General features: G+C 72.3%; 17 protein-coding genes. 5 read left to right on the top strand and 12 right to left on the bottom strand.

Going from position 1 to position 20,573, the window contains the following annotated elements; translation table 11 throughout:
• Nucleotides 1-75 precede the first annotated feature (75 nt).
• Complete coding sequence (locus tag ABD269_RS09380) at nucleotides 76-1,116, top strand: FG-GAP repeat domain-containing protein (protein ID WP_344117318.1); 1,041 nt, start codon at nucleotides 76-78, stop codon at nucleotides 1,114-1,116.
• A 78-nt stretch (nucleotides 1,117-1,194) separates the two neighbouring features.
• On the opposite strand, the gene ABD269_RS09375 is transcribed toward ABD269_RS09380, so the two are convergent.
• The 5 genes from ABD269_RS09375 to ABD269_RS09355 form a co-directional block, all read right to left on the bottom strand.
• The gene (locus ABD269_RS09375; RefSeq protein WP_344117317.1) at nucleotides 1,195-2,439 is read right to left on the bottom strand and encodes a hypothetical protein; all 1,245 of its coding nucleotides are present in this window, start codon (nucleotides 2,437-2,439) and stop codon (nucleotides 1,195-1,197) included.
• A gap of 107 nt (nucleotides 2,440-2,546) precedes the next feature.
• Nucleotides 2,547-2,882: a hypothetical protein gene (locus tag ABD269_RS09370; RefSeq protein ID WP_344117316.1), complete on the bottom strand. Its 336-nt coding sequence runs from the start codon at nucleotides 2,880-2,882 to the stop codon at nucleotides 2,547-2,549.
• Nucleotides 2,883-2,913: 31 nt separating this feature from the next.
• Nucleotides 2,914-3,183: a hypothetical protein gene (locus ABD269_RS09365; protein ID WP_116214405.1), complete on the bottom strand. Its 270-nt coding sequence runs from the start codon at nucleotides 3,181-3,183 to the stop codon at nucleotides 2,914-2,916.
• 198 nt (nucleotides 3,184-3,381) lie between these two features.
• Nucleotides 3,382-6,096 carry an aconitate hydratase AcnA gene (gene acnA, locus ABD269_RS09360; RefSeq protein ID WP_344117315.1) on the bottom strand — a complete coding sequence of 905 codons (2,715 nt, stop codon included), beginning with the start codon at nucleotides 6,094-6,096 and terminating at the stop codon, nucleotides 3,382-3,384.
• Between the two features lie 210 nt (nucleotides 6,097-6,306).
• Complete coding sequence (locus ABD269_RS09355) at nucleotides 6,307-6,492, bottom strand: hypothetical protein (protein ID WP_344117314.1); 186 nt, start codon at nucleotides 6,490-6,492, stop codon at nucleotides 6,307-6,309.
• A 314-nt stretch (nucleotides 6,493-6,806) separates the two neighbouring features.
• On the opposite strand from ABD269_RS09355, the gene ABD269_RS09350 reads away from it, so the two are divergent.
• On the top strand, nucleotides 6,807-8,336 hold the full coding sequence (locus ABD269_RS09350; RefSeq protein ID WP_116214406.1) for a helix-turn-helix domain-containing protein: 1,530 nt from the start codon (nucleotides 6,807-6,809) through the stop codon (nucleotides 8,334-8,336).
• Between the two features lie 29 nt (nucleotides 8,337-8,365).
• On the opposite strand, the gene ABD269_RS09345 is transcribed toward ABD269_RS09350, so the two are convergent.
• Both ABD269_RS09345 and ABD269_RS09340 read right to left on the bottom strand, forming a co-directional pair.
• A complete protein-coding gene (locus ABD269_RS09345) occupies nucleotides 8,366-8,788 on the bottom strand; it encodes a RidA family protein (RefSeq protein ID WP_301891692.1) in 423 nt (140 codons plus the stop codon).
• Nucleotides 8,785-9,909 carry an acyl-CoA dehydrogenase family protein gene (locus ABD269_RS09340; protein WP_344117313.1) on the bottom strand — a complete coding sequence of 375 codons (1,125 nt, stop codon included), beginning with the start codon at nucleotides 9,907-9,909 and terminating at the stop codon, nucleotides 8,785-8,787. The genes ABD269_RS09345 and ABD269_RS09340 overlap by 4 nt, the downstream gene beginning before the upstream one ends.
• 134 nt (nucleotides 9,910-10,043) lie before the next feature.
• Here ABD269_RS09340 and ABD269_RS09335 point away from each other — a divergent pair, with 134 nt between their 5' ends.
• Both ABD269_RS09335 and ABD269_RS09330 read left to right on the top strand, forming a co-directional pair.
• On the top strand, nucleotides 10,044-11,684 hold the full coding sequence (locus ABD269_RS09335; RefSeq protein ID WP_344117312.1) for an AMP-binding protein: 1,641 nt from the start codon (nucleotides 10,044-10,046) through the stop codon (nucleotides 11,682-11,684).
• Nucleotides 11,677-12,516 carry a PaaX family transcriptional regulator gene (locus ABD269_RS09330; protein ID WP_344117311.1) on the top strand — a complete coding sequence of 280 codons (840 nt, stop codon included), beginning with the start codon at nucleotides 11,677-11,679 and terminating at the stop codon, nucleotides 12,514-12,516. The genes ABD269_RS09335 and ABD269_RS09330 overlap by 8 nt, the downstream gene beginning before the upstream one ends.
• Nucleotides 12,517-12,536: 20 nt before the next feature.
• Here ABD269_RS09330 and ABD269_RS09325 read toward each other — a convergent pair whose 3' ends face one another.
• From ABD269_RS09325 to ABD269_RS09305, 5 genes are all read right to left on the bottom strand, one after another.
• Entirely contained in the window at nucleotides 12,537-14,807 is a 2,271-nt protein-coding gene (locus ABD269_RS09325) for a bifunctional salicylyl-CoA 5-hydroxylase/oxidoreductase (protein ID WP_344117310.1), read from the bottom strand.
• A gap of 2 nt (nucleotides 14,808-14,809) precedes the next feature.
• The gene (locus tag ABD269_RS09320) at nucleotides 14,810-15,637 is read right to left on the bottom strand and encodes an enoyl-CoA hydratase family protein (protein ID WP_301891699.1); all 828 of its coding nucleotides are present in this window, start codon (nucleotides 15,635-15,637) and stop codon (nucleotides 14,810-14,812) included.
• Between the two features lie 124 nt (nucleotides 15,638-15,761).
• On the bottom strand, nucleotides 15,762-16,763 hold the full coding sequence (gene argF, locus ABD269_RS09315; RefSeq protein ID WP_344117309.1) for an ornithine carbamoyltransferase: 1,002 nt from the start codon (nucleotides 16,761-16,763) through the stop codon (nucleotides 15,762-15,764).
• A gap of 78 nt (nucleotides 16,764-16,841) precedes the next feature.
• A complete protein-coding gene (locus tag ABD269_RS09310; RefSeq protein ID WP_344117308.1) occupies nucleotides 16,842-18,098 on the bottom strand; it encodes an arginine deiminase in 1,257 nt (418 codons plus the stop codon).
• A gap of 19 nt (nucleotides 18,099-18,117) precedes the next feature.
• Complete coding sequence (locus tag ABD269_RS09305) at nucleotides 18,118-19,545, bottom strand: MFS transporter (RefSeq protein WP_344117307.1); 1,428 nt, start codon at nucleotides 19,543-19,545, stop codon at nucleotides 18,118-18,120.
• A gap of 72 nt (nucleotides 19,546-19,617) precedes the next feature.
• On the opposite strand from ABD269_RS09305, the gene ABD269_RS09300 reads away from it, so the two are divergent.
• A complete protein-coding gene (locus ABD269_RS09300) occupies nucleotides 19,618-20,571 on the top strand; it encodes a GlxA family transcriptional regulator (RefSeq protein ID WP_344117306.1) in 954 nt (317 codons plus the stop codon).
• Nucleotides 20,572-20,573 lie beyond the last annotated feature (2 nt).

The following is a 20,573-nucleotide window of genomic DNA, read 5'->3' as shown; positions in this document are numbered from 1 at the left end:
GTGAAAGATCATGGGGTTCGGCGGCGGTCCCGGATTGGGGCCGCCGCCTTCACCTGAGACTTTCTGGAGACCCACGTGGCTCATCTCCCCGGCCGTACGCGCGGCGTCGCCGCACGCCGCATCGCGACCGCGGCCATAGCCGCCGCCCTGCTCGGCACCACCGCCGGCACGGCCATGGCCGACAGCCCCTCCTCCTCTCCCGCCTCGGGCGCGGCCAAGTCCGCGGCCAGGCTCTCCGCCGACACCTCCGCCAAGCACCTCCTCGAGGCGCTGCGCGGCGAGGCGAAGTCCGGCGACTACCCCAAGTCGGGCGCCCAGGCCCCCAAGGCCGGTGCCCCGCGCCTGGCGGCTCCGCGCGGCAAGGTCAAGGCCGACGGCCCGACCGCCGAGGCCCCGTTCTTCCCGCTGAGCGCCGTCAACTCCGACGACCTCTACTTCTACTGGCCCGACGGCAAGGGCGGCATCACGCCCAAGGAGTACGTCACCAACGGCTGGAGCAAGATCAACGCCGCGGCGCGGGTCGACCACGACCGGGACGGCCTGAGCGAGTCGCTCTACGTCCGCGACAACGCCCAGAACATCATCTACGCCACGGCCAGCAGCTCGAAGATCGTGGCGGACGACTGGGGCCAGTACGACCAGTTCATCTCCCCCGGCAACCTGGGCGGCGCGGGCGAGTCCGACATCCTGGTCCGCGACCGCGAGGGTGTCCTCTGGCTCTACCTGGCCTACCCCGACGGCACCCTGACGGGCCGCAAGAAGGTCGGTCCCGGCTGGAACCAGTACACCGAGATCCAGGGCCGCGGCGATCTCACCGGTGACGGCAAGACCGACATCGTCGCCCGCGACAAGGACGGCGTGCTGTGGCTCTACAAGGGCACCGGCGACTACACCAAGCCGTTCGAGACCAAGCAGCGCATCGGCGGCGGCTGGAACCAGTTCAACAAGCTGGTGGCCACCGGTGACGTGGACCAGGACGGCAAGGCCGACCTGATCGCCCGCGACAACGACGGCGCCCTGTGGCTCTACCGCGGCACGGGCAAGGCGTCCCAGCCGTTCGAGTACAAGGTCAAGATCGGCAACTCCGGCTGGAACCAGTTCCGGATGCTGTTCTGACGGAGCGTCGCTTGAGGTGACCTCCCGCGCGGCCCGGACGCCTTCCACGGATCCGGGCCGCGCCCATGCCCGCCGTGTTCATGCGGCGCGGCGGCGCAGGGCCAGGCGGAGAAGCGAGCGCGCGGGCCGCCACAGCGCCAGCGCCAGTCCGGCGACGGGAAGCGTGAGCAGCACGATCTGCAGGCATGCCGAGACCAGGCCGAGGGCGGGGTAGCCGGCCGTACCGGCCTTCTCCACCAGCAGGTTGACAGTGCGCCAGTCCGCGCGGAGCAGCTGGGGCAGATTGACGATCATCATGCCCAGCTGGAGGACGAGCACCGGCACCAGGAACACGACCCACACCGCGACGACGATCTGCGGCCATCGCTTGAGCGCCCGCAGCCGGTCGTCCTGCGGGCGGCGGAGCACCAGCCGCTTGAGGATGGGCGCGATGTATTTGAAGAGGTCGGGGATGCCGACCAGGTCCGCGACGATGTAGTAGCCGTCGAACCGCAGCGTGGGCAGGAGTTGCTGGATCATCTCCAGGTGGACGGAGATGATCGCCACCAGGAGCAGCGGGCTGCCGCTCGACGTGTACAGCGCGAGCAGGCCGAGGACGAAGAGCGCGTTGAAGTAGACGCCGCCCAGGTCGGCCCGGATCCGCCCGGCGCGCCCCAGCCGGTAGGAATCGGTGATGTCCGTGTAGAAGGCGGGCCACACCAGATAGATGCCGCAGCCCATCGCACCCGGCCGCGCGCCTCCGTAGCGGCAGGCCGCGCCGTGGCCCATCTCGTGGAACACGCAGGAGGCGATGGCCAGGAGGACGACGAGCAGCACGTCGGCCGGGGAGGAGAGGACGGCCCGCAGGGCGATCCCGGTGTCCTGGGTCATCCACAGCCATACCTCGCCGCCGACGAACGTACCGAGAGCAGCGAGCACCAGCACCGGCTGGAACAGCCAGGCGAACAGGCCGGAGAGAAACCACGTGGCGCGCTGCGGCAGTACCGCCAGCCGGAAGCGGAAGGCCAGGAAGGGGTCGGTCTTCCGCATGGGCGGGGGCGGTGAGCCGTCGCTGTAGGTCGTCAGGCCGAGCGGGACGAGCTTCTCGTCGATGAGGAAGACGATGTGTTCCGCGGTGAAGCCCCGCCCCGTCTCCCGGCTGAGCTGCTCGGCGACGCGTTCCAGTGGCTGCCCGTCGAGCGCGCGGGCGACTTGGTAGAGGAGGGAAGGCAGGCGCACGACCTGCCCGTCCGGGCGGCAGACCAGGTGGGGCGGCTCGCGGTAACCGGAGTCCTCGAACTCGCCGACCAGTTCCGTGCCGGGCACCAGCGCGGGCAGTGACATGGGCGCTCTCCGTAGGGGGACAGAGTGCGGGGGAGGGCCGGACGCGCCCGGCCCTCCCCCGTGCGTACGACGTGCGGGTGACGTGCGTACGACGGACCGCTATGCGATCAGTGGCTGGAGATGGCCGCCGGGGTGCAGGTCACACCGGAGGCGGGATTCTCGGAGCCCAGGCCGAGCGAGCCCAGCAGACCCGGGGTGCCCTGCCGGTCGATGGACTGGCAGGACGAGAGGATCGTGGTGCCGTGGTCGCTCGGGGCGGGGGCGTTCACGACTCCGCCGCCGGCCGACGCGGAGCTGCTGCTGGCGCTGCCGGCACCCGAGCCGGAGCCGCCGTCGCCGTCGCCGAAGCCGAGCGGGGTGGCCATGATGCCCATGACGGTCCGCTCGGGCAGCACCTCGCCCGTCACGTTGCCGAGTTCCTCGAAGCTGATGGCGTTGTCCATTCCATTCCCCTTCTGTAAGTGCCTGAATGGCTCAATGACTGGAGATGGCCGCGGGAACGCACGTCGCCGTATAGCCGGGGTCCCGTGAGGCGAGTCCCAGGAAGACGAGGAGCGGAGGATTTCCCGCGTGCTGCCGGTACTGGCAGGCGTAGGCGACCGTGGTTCCGTGGTCGGACTTCACCATGGCCGGATACACCGGCTGGTCGGATCCCGCCGACATCACCCTCGACAGCACGAGCCGCGGGGGGAGCTCCTCGCCCGAAAGGCGTGCGAGCTCCCCGAAAGTGACGGCGGTACCCATGAATATTTCCCTCCCTGGGGAGCGATGTCTCCCGGCATCGACCCCTGCCGGAGACTAACCAGGAGCACAATGCCCGACACTTCCCCAACGCTCCGATCACCCTTACGAGTTGGGACGCCTCACGAGGTTGCCGAACGCGACGAGGGCCGCACCCCGTACGAGACGGGGTGCGGCCCTCAACTGGCCCTGCGGAACCGCTTACTTGCGGATCAGGTTGCGCAGCACGTACTGCATGATGCCGCCGTTGCGGTAGTAGTCCGCCTCACCGGGGGTGTCGATGCGGACGACCGCGTCGAACTCGACGCCCGTGTCGGTGGTGACCTTGACCGTGCGCGGCGTGGTGCCGTTGTTCAGCTCGGTCACACCGGTGAAGGTGAAGGTCTCCTCGCCGGTCAGGCCCAGGGACTCCGCCGAGGCGCCCTCGGGGAACTGCAGGGGCAGGACGCCCATGCCGATGAGGTTCGAGCGGTGGATGCGCTCGTAGGACTCGGCGATGACGGCCTTGACGCCGAGCAGCGCGGTGCCCTTGGCGGCCCAGTCGCGGGACGAGCCGGAGCCGTACTCCTTGCCGGCCAGGACGACCAGCGGGGTGCCCTGCTCGATGTAGTTGCGCGAGGCGTCGTAGATGAACGACACCGGGGCGCCGTCCTTCGTGAAGTCGCGCGTGAAGCCGCCCTCGGTGCCCGGCGCGATCTGGTTGCGCAGGCGGATGTTGGCGAACGTTCCGCGGATCATGACCTCGTGGTTGCCCCGGCGCGAGCCGTAGCTGTTGAAGTCACGACGCTCGACACCGTGCTCGGTGAGGTACTTGCCGGCCGGGGTGTCGGCCTTGATGGCACCGGCCGGGGAGATGTGGTCGGTGGTGACCGAGTCGCCCAGCTTGGCCAGGACGCGGGCACCGGCGATGTCGGTGACCGGGGTGGTCTCCATCGTCATGCCCTCGAAGTACGGGGGCTTGCGGACGTAGGTGGACTCGGTGTCCCACTCGAAGGTGTTGCCGGTCGGGATCGGCAGCGCCTGCCACTGGGCGTCGCCCGCGAAGACGTCCTGGTAGGACTTGTTGAACATGTCCTCGCCGATGGCGTTGGCCACGACGTCGTTGACCTCGGCCTCGGAGGGCCAGATGTCCTTGAGGAAGACCGGGTTGCCGTCGGTGTCGGTGCCCAGGGCGTCCTTGGTGATGTCCACCTTCATGGAGCCCGCGAGGGCGTACGCGACGACCAGCGGCGGGGAGGCCAGGTAGTTCATCTTGACGTCGGGGTTGATGCGGCCCTCGAAGTTGCGGTTGCCCGAGAGGACGGACGTGACCGCGAGGTCGTGCTCGTTGACGGCCTTGGAGACCTCCTCCGGCAGCGGGCCGGAGTTGCCGATGCAGGTGGTGCAGCCGTAGCCGACGAGGTTGAAGCCGACCTTGTCGAGGTAGGGGGTCAGGCCCGCCTTGTCGAAGTAGTCGGTGACGACCTTGGAACCCGGGGCGAGCGTGGTCTTGACCCACGGCTTGCGGGTCAGGCCCTTCTCGACCGCCTTCTTGGCCACGAGCGCGGCGGCGACCATGACGTAGGGGTTCGAGGTGTTGGTGCAGGAGGTGATCGCGGCGACGGTGACGGCGCCGTGGTCGATCTCGTACGTGGTGCCGTCGGGGGCCGTGACCGTGGTCGGGCGCGACGGGACGCCGTTGGCGGCGGCCGGGGAGTCGGAAGCCGGGAAGGACTCCTTGCCCGCCTCGTCGTCGTCCTCGACGTAGTTGCGGACGTCCAGCGCGAACTGCTGGGCGGCGTTGGCCAGGATGATGCGGTCCTGCGGGCGCTTCGGGCCGGCGATCGACGGGACGACCGTGGAGAGGTCCAGCTCGAGCTTCTCGGAGAAGTCCGGCTCGGCGGCCGGGTCCAGCCACAGGCCCTGCTCCTTGGCGTACGCCTCGACCAGCGCGACCTGCTGCTCGGAGCGGCCGGTGAGCTTCAGGTACTTCAGCGTCTCGCCGTCGATCGGGAAGATCGCGGCGGTGGAGCCGAACTCCGGCGACATGTTGCCGATGGTGGCGCGGTTGGCCAGCGAGGTGGCGGCGACGCCCTCGCCGTAGAACTCGACGAACTTGCCGACGACACCGTGCTTGCGCAGCATCTCGGTGATGGTCAGCACCAGGTCGGTGGCGGTGGTGCCGGCCGGCAGCTCGCCGGTCAGCTTGAAGCCGACGACGCGCGGGATCAGCATGGAGACCGGCTGGCCGAGCATCGCGGCCTCGGCCTCGATGCCGCCGACGCCCCAGCCCAGCACGCCGAGGCCGTTGACCATCGTGGTGTGCGAGTCGGTGCCGACGAGGGTGTCGGGGTAGGCCTGGCCATTACGGACCATGACCGTGCGGGCCAGGTGCTCGATGTTCACCTGGTGGACGATGCCGGTGCCCGGGGGGACGACCTTGAACTCGTCGAAGGCGGTCTGGCCCCAGCGCAGGAACTGGTAGCGCTCCTTGTTGCGGCCGTACTCCAGCTCGACGTTCTGGCCGAAGGCGTCCTTCGTGCCGAACTTGTCGGCGATGACGGAGTGGTCGATGACCAGCTCGGCCGGGGCCAGCGGGTTGATCTTCGCCGGGTCGCCGCCGAGCTCCTTGACGGCCTCACGCATGGTGGCGAGGTCCACGACGCAGGGCACGCCGGTGAAGTCCTGCATGATCACGCGGGCCGGCGTGAACTGGATCTCCTGGCTGGGCTGGGCCTGGGAGTCCCAGCCGCCGATCGCGCGGATGTGGTCGGCGGTGATGTTCGCGCCGTCCTCCGTGCGGAGCAGGTTCTCCAGCAGCACCTTCAGGCTGTAGGGAAGGCGCGCGGCGCCCTCGACCTTGTCCAACCGGAAGATCTCGTACGACTCGTCGCCCACGTGCAGCGTGCTGCGGGCGTCGAAGCTGTTCGCCGACACGACAGTCTCCTTCATGCATGAATTCGCGTACTGCGGCAATCCTGCCGTCACGGGTTCGCGCCAATCCGATAAGGTGTGCCTTAGTTAGGCATGCCTTACTGGCGCGACAGCGGTACGCCTCTCGGCAGATATCTCGATGTCGAGATAACTCTAGTACATCGCCGAGGGGCGGTCATGTCCCGGCAGGCACCGAAAGGCCCCTGCGGGCCGTCACCGGCTGTCGTCGGAGTCGTCCCGGTCAGCGCGCGAGCCCTCGTCGCCCGCCTGCCGGCCGCGCTGCCGCTCCTGCTGCCGCTCCTGCCGGTGCTGGCGCTCCTGACGCTCCTGTTCCTGCGCGCCGAGCGTCTCCTCCGTCATGTCGTCCACGTAGCGCGGGTCGCGTTCCCTGCCGGCCATGCCTGCCCTCCTCTGCGGGGTGGATCAGGTGGGGCGGGCTCCGCCCCGGATCAGCGTGGCACGGGGGCCTTCGGGTGCGCATTTCGGGCGATCCCGCGCCCCGCGGGCCGGCCGCCCCCGGCGCACGGCAGCGGGCCCCCGCTCGCGGAGGTGCCCGGTGCGCCCGACGGACGGGAAAGAGGTGACGGCCGCGTCTGGCCGCAGGTCACACAGGGAAAGCAAAGACCGTCAGGAATACGACACAACACGGCCGGGCAGGCACGGGAACCGGCCCCAGCAGGTAGAGATCTCATATCTGAGATACCGTCTGACTCATGACAGACGCCTACCTCGCCCGCATCGGCAAGCTCATCCGTGACGCGCGGCAGCACCGCGGCTGGACGCAGTCCCAGCTCGCAGAGGCGCTCGGCACCAGCCAGAGCGCCGTCAATCGCATCGAGCGGGGAAATCAGAACATCAGCCTTGATATGATCGCCAGGATCGGTGAGGCCCTGGACAGCGAGATCGTCTCCCTCGGGTACGCGGGCCCCATGCATCTGAGGGTCGTCGGCGGCCGCCGCCTCTCCGGCGCCATCGACGTCAAGACCAGCAAGAACGCCTGTGTGGCGCTGCTGTGCGCGACCCTCCTCAACGCGGGCCGCACGACGCTGCGCCGGGTCGCCCGGATCGAGGAGGTCTACCGCATTCTGGAGGTCCTCGGCAGCATCGGCGTCCGGGCCCGCTGGATCAACGACGGCAACGACCTGGAGATCGTCCCGCCCGCCGAGCTGGACCTCGCCGCGATGGACACCGAGGCCGCCCGCCGCACCCGCAGCGTGATCATGTTCCTCGGGCCGCTGCTGCACCGGATGGACCACTTCAAGATCCCGTACGCCGGCGGCTGCGACCTCGGCACCCGGACCGTGCAGCCGCACATGACGGCCCTGCGGCACTTCGGCCTGGAGGTCACCGCCACCGACGGCACCTACCACGCGCAGGTCGACCGTTCGGTCGCACCCACCCGGGCGATCGTGCTGACCGAGCGCGGCGACACCGTCACCGAGAACGCGCTCCTGGCGGCCGCCCGCCACGACGGCGTCACCGTCATCCGCAACGCCAGCTCCAACTACATGGTCCAGGATCTCTGCTTCTTCCTGGAGGAGCTGGGCGTCAAGGTCGAGGGCATCGGCACGACCACCCTCACCGTGCACGGCGTGGCCACCATCGACCGGGACGTCGACTACGCGCCCTCCGAGGACCCGGTGGAGGCCATGAGCCTGCTGGCCGCCGCCGTCGTCACGGAGTCCGAGCTGACGATCCGCCGTGTCCCCGTGGAGTTCATGGAGATCGAGCTCGCCGTCCTGGAGGAGATGGGCCTCGACCACGAGCGCTCCCCCGAGTACGCGGCGGACAACGGCCGTACGCGCCTGCTCGACCTGACCGTGCGCCCCTCCAAGCTGCGGGCGCCGATCGACAAGATCCACCCGATGCCGTTCCCCGGCCTCAACATCGACAACGTGCCGTTCTTCGCCGCCATCGCCGCGGCCGCGCAGGGCCAGACGCTCATCCACGACTGGGTCTACGACAACCGCGCCATCTACCTCACCGACCTCAACCGCCTCGGCGCCGACGTCAAGCTCCTCGACCCCCACCGCGTCCTCGTCGAGGGACCGACCCGCTGGCGCTCGGCGGAGATGATGTGCCCGCCCGCCCTGCGCCCCGCCGTGGTCGTCCTGCTGGCGATGATGGCGGCGGAGGGCACCTCCGTGCTGCGCAACGTCTATGTGATCAACCGCGGTTACGAGGACCTCGCGGAGCGGCTCAACTCGATCGGCGCGCAGATCGAGATCTTCCGCGACATTTAACGCCGGATTCGACGCCGACCCGGCCCGGGTCAGGGCAGGACCGCGATCCCGTCCAGTTCGACCAGCGCCGCCTCGTCCCAGAGCCGGGTCACGCCGATGAGCGCCATGGCCGGGTAGTCCCGGCCCGCCGACCGGCGCCAGATGCGGCCGAGTTCTGCGGCGTGGGCGCGGTAGGCCGCGACGTCGGTGGTGTGGACGGTGACCCGGGCGAGGTCGTGCGGGGCGCCGCCGGCGGCGCGGAGCGCGGTGAGGAGGTTGGCCAGCGCCCGCGCGAACTGCTCCGGCAGCCCGCCCGGCACGATCGCGCCGTCACCGTCGAGCGCGGTCTGCCCCGCGAGGAACACCAGCCGCCCGCCGGTGGCCGTCACCGCGTGGGTGAAACCGGAGGGCGGCGGGAGCTCCCCGGGGTTGACCCGGCGCAGGGCCGGTTCCTCCGCGGGCCGTGCGGTCATCGGTACAGCTCCTTCGCGATGATGGTGCGCTGGACCTCGGTGGCGCCCTCGTAGATCCGGGGGGCACGGACCTCGCGGTAGAGGTGCTCCAGGAGGTGGCCGCGCTCCAGGGCGCGGGCGCCGTGGATCTGGACGGCCGCGTCCACCACGTACTGCGCGGTCTCGGTGGCGAACAGCTTGGCCATCGCCGCGCGGGCCGCGATGCCCGGCTCCCCCGCGTCGTGGGCCGCGGCCGCGGCGTACACCAGCAGGGCCGCGGCCTCGGTCCGGGTGGCCATCTCGGCGAGCTGGTGGGAGACGGCCTGGAGGTTCCTCAACGGGCCGCCGAACGCCTGGCGTTCGCCCGCGTGGGCCACGGCGGCGGCGAGCGCGGCCCGCGCCATGCCCACGGCGAACGCGCCGACGCTCGGCCGGAACAGGTCGAGCGTGCCCATGGCGACGCGGAAGCCGCCGCCCACCTCCCCGATGACGTCGTCCGGCTCCGCGCGGACGCCGTCGAAGGTGAGCGTGCCGACCGGGTGCGGGCTCAGCATGTCGAGCGGACGGCCGCCGAGGCCCGGCCGCCCGCCGGGGACGAGGAAGGCGGTGACGCCGTGGGCCCGGGCGCCGGGGCCGGTGCGGGCGAAGACGGTGTGCAGGTCGGCCTCGGGGGCGTTGGAGATCCAGCACTTCTCCCCGGTGAGCCGCCAGCCGCGGCCGTCGGGCTCGGCCCGCAGCTCCAGGGCGGCGGCATCGGAGCCGGCACCCGGCTCGCTCAGCGCGAACGCGGCGACGGCGCGGCCCGCCACGACCTCCGGCAGCCACCGCGCGCGCTGCGCCCCGGTGCCGTATCGCGCGACCGGCACCGCGCCCAGCCCCTGGAGGGCGAGGGCGGTCTCGGCCTCCGTGCACTCCCGGGCGAGGGATTCGCGCAACAGGCAGAGATCCATGGCGCGTACGGGCCGCCCGTCGGGGAAGAGCCGTGCCAGGAGCCCGAGTTCGCCGAGGGCGGCGACGAGCGGGCGGTTGACGCGGCCGGGCCCGCCCGCGGCGGCGAGGGGCCGCAGCCGTTCCGCGGCGAGGGCCCGGAGCTCCGCGCACCAGGCGCGCTGCTCCGCATCGAGGGCGAACGGAGGGGTCACCGGCCGGTCCCCTTCCCGATCGCTTATCGCGATCTGTTGACTGCCGTCACCGACTCGCTACGCTGACAGCGGATCCGTACGGCTGGCAAGACCCCGTTCACCTCCATTCCCCGGCACGAGGGGGCGCATCCGCGATGGAGCTCGAACCGTCGGCCCATGTCGACACCTTCCCGCGCGACCACCTCCCGCCCGCCGACCAGTGGCCCGTGCTCCGCTTCGACCTGGCGGACCGGCCCCCGCTGCGCTACCCCGCCCGGCTCAACTGCGGTGCGGAGCTGCTGGACGCGACGGTGGCCCGGCTGGGCGCGGACCGGCCCGCCGTACGGGACGGGGCGGGCGGCGTCTGGTCGTACGGGGAGCTGAAGGGGCACGTCGACCGGATCGCGCACACGCTCACCGGCGACCTGGGCGTGGTGCCCGGCAACCGGGTGCTGCTGCGCGGCCCCACCACGCCCTGGCTCGCGGCCTGCTGGCTGGCGGTGATGAAGGCGGGGGCCGTGGCGGTGACCGTCCTGGCCGCGCAGCGCCCGCGGGAACTCGCGACGATCTGCGAACTGGCCCGCGTCCGGCACGCGTTGTGCGACACCCGGTCGGTGGACGACCTGGCGCGGGCGTCCGTGACCTCCTTACGGGTCACACCGTACGGCGGGGAGAGCCCGGACGACCTTCTGCGGCTGGCCGCGGACAAACCCCCATCGTACGCGGCGGTTCCGACCTCCGCAGACGACGTCGCGCTGATCGCCTTCACCTCCGGCACCACCGGACGGCCCAAGGGGTGCGCGCACTTCCACCGGGACGTGCTCGCGGTCGCCGACACGTTCTCCGCGCGGGTGCTGCGGCCGCGCCCCGACGACGTCTTCGCGGGCAGCCCGCCGCTCGGCTTCACCTTCGGGCTCGGCGGCCTGGTGATCTTCCCGCTGCGGGCGGGCGCCTCGGCGCTGCTGTCCGACTGGGGCGGCCCCGAGCGGCTGCTGGAGGACGTCGAACGGCACCGCGTCACCGTGCTGTTCACCGCGCCGACCGCCTACCGCGCGATGCTCGCCCGGCTCGGCGCGCACGACATCTCGTCCCTGCGCCGGTGCGTCTCCGCGGGCGAGCACCTGCCTGCCGCGCTCTGGCACGCCTGGCGGGAGGCCACCGGGCTGCGGCTCATCAACGGCATCGGCGCCACCGAGATGCTGCACATCTTCGTCTCCGCCGCCGACGAGGCCGTCCGCCCCGGCACCACCGGCCTGCCGGTGCCCGGTTACGAGGCGCGCGTCGTCGGCGCGGACGGGCTGCCCGTGCCGGACGGCGAACCGGGGCTGCTCTCGGTGCGCGGGCCCACCGGCTGCCGCTACCTCGCCGACGCCCGGCAGCGCGCGTACGTGCGGGACGGCTGGAATCTCACCGGGGACACCTATGTCCGCGAGAGCGACGGCTACTTCCGCTATGTCGCCCGCGCCGACGACATGATCATCTCGGCCGGCCACAACATCGCGGGGCCCGAGGTCGAGGAGGCGCTGCTGCGCCATCCCCAGGTGCTGGAGGCGGCCGTCGTGGGGCGGCCGGACGAGCGGCGGGGCGAGGCCGTCGTCGCCCACGTGGTGCTGCGGCCGGGCGTGCCGCGCACCGCGGAGACCGTCGCGGAGCTGCGGGAGTTCACCAAAAAGGAGATCGCCCCGTACAAGTGCCCTCGCGAGATCGAGTTCCACGACGCCCTCCCCCGCACGCCCACCGGCAAACTCCAGCGCTTCCGGCTCCGCAACGGAGCTTTACAGTTTCCCCGTGACTGACCAGCAACCACTGCACACTCCTCGGTCCCTCATCGTCACCTTCTACGGCGCGTACGGTCGCACCCGCGCCGAACAGCCGGCCGGCCGCACGGTGCCGATCGCGGCACTGATCCGGTTGCTGGCCGCCGTGGGCGTGGACTCGCCCTCGGTACGGTCCGCCGTCTCCCGCCTCAAACGCCGCGGACTGCTCGTCCCGGACCGCGCCCCCGGGGGCGCGGCGGGGTACGGGCTGTCGGACGCGGCCCGGGAGCTGCTGGACGACGGCGACCGGCGCATCTACGGCCGGATGTCGACGCGTTCGGCCGGCGGGTGGCTGCTGGCCGTCTTCTCGGTGCCCGAGGAGGAACGGCACAAGCGCCACCTGCTGCGCTCGCGGCTGGCCCGGCTGGGCTTCGGCGCGGCCGCACCCGGGGTGTGGATCGCACCGGCGCATGTGCACGAGGAGACCCGGCACACCCTGGAGCGCCTGGAACTGTCCTCCTACGTCGACCTGTTCCGGGGCTCCCACCTCGGGTTCGAGCCGACGGCGGAGGCGGTGGGCCGGTGGTGGGACCTGGATGCGCTGGCGGACCGGCACCGCGTCTTCCTCGCCGCGCACGAGCCCGTGCTGCACCGCTGGGCGCGGCGGCGGACCGTCCCCGCGCAGGACGCCTACCGCGACTACCTCCTCGCGCTGGACTCCTGGCGGCACCTGCCCTACGCGGACCCCGGCCTGCCCGTGACCCTGCTGCCCGCGGACTGGCCGGGGGTGCGCTCGGCGCGCGTCTTCGCAGGGCTGCACGCGCGGCTGCGCGGCGCGGGGGAACGCTTCGTGGACGCGGCGCTGGCGTGAGCCCCCCGCGGGCGGGCCGGTCAGGCGCCCCGGCCCGTCGGCGGTCTGCGGCTGCCCGCGCGGTACGGCGCGGGCCAGGGCGCGGGCGTGCCCTCGTAGCCCTGCTCCGCGGCCGCGTGCAGCGTCCAGTGCGGGTCGTAGAGGTGGGGGCGTGCGAGGGCGCAGAGGTCGGTGCGGCCCGCGAGGATCAGGGAGTTGACGTCGTCCCAGGAGGAGATGGCGCCCACCGCGATCACCGGGACGCCCGCCTCGTGGCGGATCCGGTCGGCGAAGGGCGTCTGGTAGGAGCGGCCGTACGCGGGCTGTTCGTCGGGGACGACCTGGCCGGTGGAGACGTCGAGCGCGTCGGCGCCGTGAGCGGCGAAGGCGCGGGCGACGGCGACGGCGTCCTCGGCCGTGGTGCCGCCGTCCGCCCAGTCGGTGGCGGAGATCCGTACGGTCATGGGCCGGTCGGCGGGCCAGACGGCCCGTACCGCGTCGAATACCTCCAGGGGATAGCGCAGCCGGGCGGCGAGGGTGCCGCCGTAGGCGTCGGTGCGCCGGTTGGTGAGGGGGGACAGGAAGCCGGAGAGCAGATAGCCGTGCGCGCAGTGGAGTTCGAGCAGGTCGAAGCCCGCACGGGCGGCCGCGGCGGCGGAGAGCGTGAACTGTTCGCGTATGCCGGTCATTTCGGCGGTGGTCAGGGCGTGCGGGATCTGGTTGACGCCGGGCCGGTAGGGCAGCGCGGAGGGGGCGACGAGGGGCCAGTTGCCGTGCGGCAGCGGCTGGTCGATGCCTTCCCACTGGCGGCGGGTGGAGCCCTTGCGGCCGGAGTGGCCGAGCTGGATCCCGATGGCCGTGCCGGGTGCCTGGGTGTGGACGAAGTCGGTGACGCGGCGCCAGGCGGTCTCGTGTTCCGGTGCGTACATCCCGGTGCAGCCGGGGGTGATGCGCCCCCGGGGGCTGACGCACACCATCTCGGTCATCACCAGGGCGGCGCCGCCGAGGGCGCGGGCGCCGAGGTGGACGAGGTGGAAGTCGCCGGGGGTGCCGTCGACGGCGGAGTACATGTCCATGGGCGAGACGACGACGCGGTTGCGCAGGGTCAGCCCGCGCAGCCGGAAGGGGGTGAACATCGGCGGGGTGCCGGGCGGTATGCCCGCCTCGTCCTCGACGGAGGCGACGAACTCCGGGTCGCGCAGCCGGAGGTTGTCGTGGGTGACGCGACGGCTGCGGGTGAGGAGGTCGAACGCGAAGCGGTACGGCGGCCGGCCGGTGTGGACGGCGAGGTTCTCGAACCATTCGAGGCTGGCGCGGGCGGCGCGCTGGGTGGACTCCACGACCGGGCGGCGCTCGGCCTCGTACGCCGTGAGGGCCCCGTCGACCGGGGCGCCGTCCTGGAGGCGGGCAGCGAGGGCGACCGCGTCCTCGACGGCGAGTTTGGTGCCGGAGCCGATCGAGAAGTGGGCGGTGTGGGCGGCGTCGCCGAGGAGCACGGTGTTGCCGTGCGACCAGCGGGCGTTGACGACCGTGCGGAACGCGGTCCAGGCGGAGCGGTTGGCGCGCAGGGGGCGGCCCTTGAGGAAGCCGGCGAAGTACGCGCCGCACCGCTCGACGGAGGCGGCCTCGTCGCAGCGGTCGAGCCCGGCACGCCGCCAGACCTCCTCGCGCATCTCGACGATGACGGTGCTCGCGCCCGCGGCCGGGTGCGGTCCGCCCGCCGAGGGGGCGGCGTAGGGGTAGGCGTGGAGCTGCATGATTCCGTGCTCGGTCTCGGCGATCTCGAAGCGGAAGGCGTCGAGCGCGAAGTCGGCGGAGAGCCAGATGTAGCGGCACCGGTGTGTGATGAGGGTGGGGCGGAAGTGGTCCCGGTGGGCGTCGCGGGTGGTGCTGTGCACGCCGTCGGCGGCGATGACGAGGTCGTGGGAGCGGGCCAGTTCCGCGGCGGGCGGCGCCTCGGTGGAAAAGCGGAGGTCGACGCCGAGCTCACGGCAGCGGGCGTGGAGGATCTCCAGGAGCCGGTGGCGGCCGAGGGCGGCGAAGCCGTGGCCGCCGCAGGTCAGGGTGCGGCCGCGGTGCACGATGTCGATGGCGTCCCAGCGGACGGACTCGGCGCCCAGGGCGGCGTGGACGTCCGGGTCGGCGGTCTCGATGCCGCCGAGGGTCTCGTCGGAGAGGACGACGCCGAAGCCGAAGGTGTCGTCGGGGGCGTTGCGCTCCCAGAGGGTGACGACGCGGTCGGGGGCGAGACGCTTCAGCAGGGCGGCGGCGCAGAGGCCGCCGGGGCCGCCGCCGATGACCGCGACCCGCATGCTCACCGCCCTTGCCAGACCGGCGGCCGCTTCTCGGTGAACGCGGCGTGGAACTCGGCGTAGTCGGCGCTGTTCATCAGCAGCGCCTGGGTGGCGGCGTCGAGCTCGACGGCCGCCGCGAGGGGCATGTCGAGTTCGGCGGTGAGCAGGGCCTTGGTCTGGGCGTGGGCGAGGGCGGGCCCGGCGGCGAGGCGGCGGGCGAGGGACTGCGCCGCCGCGGCCGCACCGCCCTCCTCCGTCAACTGGCTGACGAGTCCGATGCGTTCGGCCTCGTCGGCGCGTACGGGCTCGCCGAGCATCAGCAGCCGGGTGGCGTGGCCGAGGCCGACGACGCGGGGCAGGAGGTAGGCGGCGCCCATGTCGCCGCCGGAGAGGCCGACCCTGGTGAAGAGGAAGGCGAAGCGGGCGGTGGGGTCGGCGACGCGGAAGTCGGCGGCGAGCGCGAGGACGGCGCCGGCGCCCGCCGCGACGCCGTGCACGGCGGCCACCACGGGGAACGGGCACTCGCGCAGGGCGCGGACGACCTGTCCGGTCATCCGGTTGAAGTCGAGGAGGCGCCCGGTGTCCATGGCCAGGGTGGCCCCGATGATCTCGTCGACGTCACCGCCGGAGCAGAACCCGCGGCCCTCGCCGCCGAGGACGAGGGCCCGTACGCAGCCGTCCCGGGCGAGCTCGGGCAGCAGGTCGCGCAGGTCGGCGTAGGCGCCGAAGGTGAGCGCGTTGAGCTTGCCGGGGCGGGAGAGGGTGACGGTGGCGACACCGGAGTCGACGCTCAGACGCAGGTGCTGCCATTTCTCGGTGCGGGGTGCGGAGCCGGTGAACGGGGCCATGGTGCGCACTCCTTCAGCCTGGGGGCTGGTGCATGCTCCGTGAAGTTATCACCGCACTGTGACTGTCGTCACGGGGTCGCGATAGAGATCCGGGGCCCCCGGACCGCACCGATGCCCGCCGCCCTCAATCGGCCAGCATCGCCACCAGCACCGCCTTGATCGTGTGCATGCGGTTCTCCGCCTGGTCGAAGACCACCGAGTGCGAGGACTCGAAGACCTCGTCGGTCACCTCCAGCGAGGTCAGGCCGTGGCGCTCGTGGATCTCGCGGGCGACCGTCGTGCCGAGGTCGTGGAAAGCGGGCAGGCAGTGCAGGAACTTCACCGCGGGGTTGCCCGTCGCGTTCAGCACGTCCATGGTGACGGCGTACGGCGCCAGCAGCGCGATCCGCGCGTCCCACACCTCCTTGGGCTCGCCCATCGACACCCATACGTCGGTGGCGACGAAGTCTGCGTCGCGCACGCCCTCGGCGACATCCGCGGTGAGGGTGATGCGCGCGCCGCTCGCCTCGGCCAGGCGCCGGGCCTCGGCGACGATCTCCGGGGCGGGCCAGAGCTCCTCCGGCGCCACGATGCGGACGTCCATGCCGAGGAGGGCGCCGGTGATCAGATAGGAGTTGCCCATGTTGTAGCGGGCGTCGCCGAGGTAGGCGTAGGCGACGTGCTCCAGCTGCTTGGCCGTGTGCTCGGACATGGTGAGCACATCGGCGAGCATCTGGGTGGGGTGCCACTCGTCGGTGAGCCCGTTGAAGACCGGCACCCCGGCGTTGACCGCCAGCTCCTCCACCACTTCCTGGCCGTGGCCGCGGTACTCGATCGCGTCGAACATCCGGCCGAGGACCCGGGCGGTGTCCCGGACGGACTCCTTGTGGCCCATCTGCGAGCCCGCGGGGTCGAGGTAGGTCGTGCGGGCACCCTGGTCGGCGGCGGCGACCTCGAAGGCGCAGCGGGTGCGGGTGGAGGTCTTCTCGAAGATGAGCGCGATGTTGCGGCCCTGGAGGCGCTGCCGCTCGACGGCCTCCCGCTTCGCCGCCTTGAGCTCGGCGGCGAGCTCGACCAGACTGCGGAACTCCTCGGCGGTGAAGTCCGTTTCCTTGAGGAAGTGGCGGCCCTTGAGGTCTGTCGCCATGGGGTGGGCTCCTAGCTCACGACTGCGGGAAAACGGAAGCATATACGATTAACCGCATTGCTATGCGAAGAGGTGGGCTCAGCTTCGGGGGACCGCGTCCCGTTCGATGGGACAGCTCATGCAGCGCGGCCCGCCCCGGCCGCGGCCGAGCTCGCTGCCGGGGATGGTGATGACCTCGATGCCGTGCTTGCGCAGGTAGGTGTTGGTCGTCGCGTTGCGCTCGTAGGCGACCACGACGCCCGGCTCGATCGCCAGCACGTTGCAGCCGTCGTCCCACTGCTCCCGCTCGGCCGCGTGCACGTCCTGCGTCGCGGTCAGCACGCGGATCGAGTCGAGGCCGAGCGCGGCGGCGATCGCGCGGTGCATGTGCTCCGGCGGGTGGTCGGTGACCTTCAGCTCACGCTCGCCCGCCCCCGGCTCGATGGTGTACGAGCGGAGGCCGCCCAGCCCGGCGTACTGCGTGAAGGTGTCGCCGTCCACCATCGTCATCACGGTGTCCAGGTGCATGAACGCGCGCCGCTTCGGCATGTCGAGTGCCACGATCGTGCGGGCCGAGCCGGTGGCGAAGAGCCGGTGGGCGAGCATCTCCACGGCCTGCGGCGTGGTCCGCTCGCTCATCCCGATCAGCACGGCGCCCTCGCCGATGACGAGCACGTCGCCGCCCTCGATCGTGGACGGGTAGGCGGCCTGCCCCTCGGACCAGACGTGGAAGCCGTCCTCCTCCGTCCCCCGGTCGAAGCCCGCCGCGAACAGCGGGTGGTGGCGGTAGACCGCCTCGTAGTGCACGGTCTCGTGCCAACGGGCGGGCCAGCGCATCGCGTTGACGCACACCCCGTCGTAGACCCAGGCGGAGGTGTCCCGGGTGAAGAGGTGGTTGGGCAGCGGGTTGAGCAGGAAGTCGTCCAGGTCCATCGCGTGGAAGCGGACCGAGACCGGCTCCGGGTAGCGCTCCAGGAACTCCCGCTTGGTCATCCCGCCGACCAGCCAGGAGCCCAGCTCGGGCGCCCGCATCCCGTCGAACGCGGCCCGCAGCCGGCCCGTGGCGAGCGGCCCGTACTCCTTCTCGTCGAAGACCCGGTCCAGCACGTGGGAGCGCGCGCCCGGCACCGCCAGGCTCTCCTCCAGCAGGTCCTGGAAGAAGTGCACCGCCACCCCGCGCTCGCGCAGCACGTCGGCGAACCCGTCGTGCTCGGCGCGCGCCCGCCGCACCCAGAGCACGTCGTCGAAGAGGAGCGCGTCCTTGTTGGACGGCGTCAGCCGCTTGAGCTCCAGTCCCGGGCGGTGCAGTATGACGCGGCGCAGCCGGCCGGCCTCGGAGTCGACATGGAATCCCATCCTTCCATCCTGGCCTGGATCACCCGAGATCACGCGGTGCACCACGGCGGAACATCACCGCGGCGAGCAGGGCGAGGGCGGCCGCGACCGCGGCGAAGACCCAGCCGGCCCGCAGCGCCCCCGCTCCCGTGTGCGGCTCCCCGCCGCCCAGGGCGACGAGGACCGCCACGCCGAGGGCGGTGCCGCACTGGCGCGAGAGCATCAGGACGCCCGAGCCGAGGGACATCCGGTGCGCGGGCAGGGCGCCGGTCGCGGCGAACATCACGGGCTGGTAGAGGCCCGTGCCGATGCCGCAGAGCACCAGGCCGGGCAGGAAGCGCGTGGCGTAGTGCGGGTCCTGCGCGGCGGTCAGCAGCCACCACAGCGGGGCGGCCACGAAGCACAGGGCGCCGAGGGCGGCGCCGCCGCGCTCCCCCAGCAGCCGCACGATCCTGCCGGAGAGGGCCGAGACGACGAGGACGGTGCAGGGCCAGGGCGCGAGGGCCAGGCCGGCGTGCTGCACGGAGTAGCCCCAGACGTCGGTGAACAGCACGGAGGTGGCGAGCAGCAGCGTCTGATAGGCGAGGAAGTAGGCGAACAGCCCGGCCACCGCCGTGGTGAAGCCCCGGGTGCGGAAGAGGGCGGGATCGATCACGGGGTCGGAGGTCCGGCGCACATGGACGGCGCACAGCGCGGCCGCGGCGACCCCGGCGGCGAACGCGCCGAGGGTGAGCGGTGAGCCGTAACCCCACTCGCCCGCCTGCGCCAGCGCCGTCGTCGGACCGCCGATGGCGACGAGCACCAGGGCGGTGCCGAGGAGGTCGGGGCGGTGCCGCGCGCCCGGCTCGGAGCGCGGCAGCAGGCGGACGCCCGCGACCACGGCGGCCACGACGACGGGCACGTTGATCAGGAAGATCCAGCGCCAGCTGGAGGCGGCGAGCAGGCCGCCGATCACCGGCCCCGAGCCGGCCGCGAGCGCGCTGACCGCGGTCCAGACGCCGACCGCGGTGGCGCGGTCGCGGGCCGGGAAGGCGGGCAGGGCCAGGGAGAGCGAGGTGGGCACCAGGACGGCGGCGCCGATGCCCTGCGCGACCCGGGCCGCGATCAGCCAGCCCAGGCCGGGGGCGAGGCCGCAGGCGGTGGAGGCGAGACCGAAGAGGGACAGGCCGAGGAGGAACGAGCGCCGGCGGCCCGTCCCGTCGGCCAGCCGGCCGGCCGGGATCAGCAGCGCGGCGAGCGTGATCGTGTAGGCGTTGAGCACCCAGGACAGCGCGCCGGGCGAGGCCGCGCGGAAGTCCTCGCCGATCAGGGGGAAGGCGATGTTGACGGCCACCACGTCGAGCACGGCGAGGAATTGGGCGATGGACGCCACCGCCAGGATCAGCCAGCGGCGCGGGTCGGGCAAGGGTGCGGGGGCGGGGGCCGCGGACACACCGCTCCCCGGGGAGGTCGTGCGGGGGATCGTCATGTCGATCCAGCATCGGGGCAACAGCGGACGATCACGAGTGGCAGGACCGACAACACCCGCTACATTACTGCCATGCCCACGATCGCGGTGGCGGTGACCGACGGCCTGCCCTTCTTCGAAGTGGCCATCCCCTGCCACATCTTCGGCACGGACCGGCCCGAGACCCCGAAGGGGTGGTACGACCTGCGCGTCTGCGCCATCGGCACGGACGGCGACGCGGCCGCCCGTTCGTGGTTCCGCACCCGGACGCCGTACGGCGCGAAGGAGTTGATCGCCGCCGACACCGTGCTGGTGCCCGCCTCGGCGGACGTGCGCGGCGACCCGCCGCCGGAGCTGGTCGACGCCCTGCGCGCCGCGCACCGGCGGGGCGCGCGGCTGGTGTCGCTGTGTTCGGGCGCGTTCACGCTCGCGGCCACCGGGCTGCTCGACGGCCGCACGGCCACCACCCACTGGATGTACGCCCCGCTGCTCGCCGAGCGGTTCCCGGCCGTCCGCGTCGATCCGGCGGTGCTCTACGTCGACCACGGCGACATCGTCACCGGGGCGGGGTCGACCGCGAGCATCGACGTCTGCCTGCACCTGGTGCGCGAGGACTACGGCAGCGAGGCGGCCGGCACCCTGGCCCGGCAGCTCGTCGCACCCGCGCACCGGCCCGGCGGCCAGGCCCAGTACATCGACACCCCGCTGCCGGAGCGCCGGGACGACTCCCTCGCCCCGCTGCTGCACTGGGCGGTGGAACGGCTCGACCGGCCGCTGACGGTCACCGACCTGGCGCGGCAGGCGCACACCAGCCCGCGCACCTTCGCCCGCCGCTTCCTTGCGGCCACAGGAACAACCCCGATGCGCTGGCTGCAGACGCAGCGGATCGGCCGGGCGCGGGAGTTGCTGGAGGGTGGCGACCTGCCCGTGGACCGGGTGGCGCGGCTGTGCGGGCTGGGTACGGCCGCGAACCTGCGGCGGCACTTCACCAAGGCGATGGGGGTGCCGCCGCAGGACTACCGCCGTGCCTTCCGCGCCCGGCGGTAGTC

It is taken from the genome of Streptomyces blastmyceticus (assembly GCF_039521185.1).
Classification (GTDB): domain Bacteria; phylum Actinomycetota; class Actinomycetes; order Streptomycetales; family Streptomycetaceae; genus Streptomyces; species Streptomyces blastmyceticus.
Note: the sequence above shows the minus strand (reverse complement) of the source record. Positions and strands in the feature narration are given on the sequence as shown.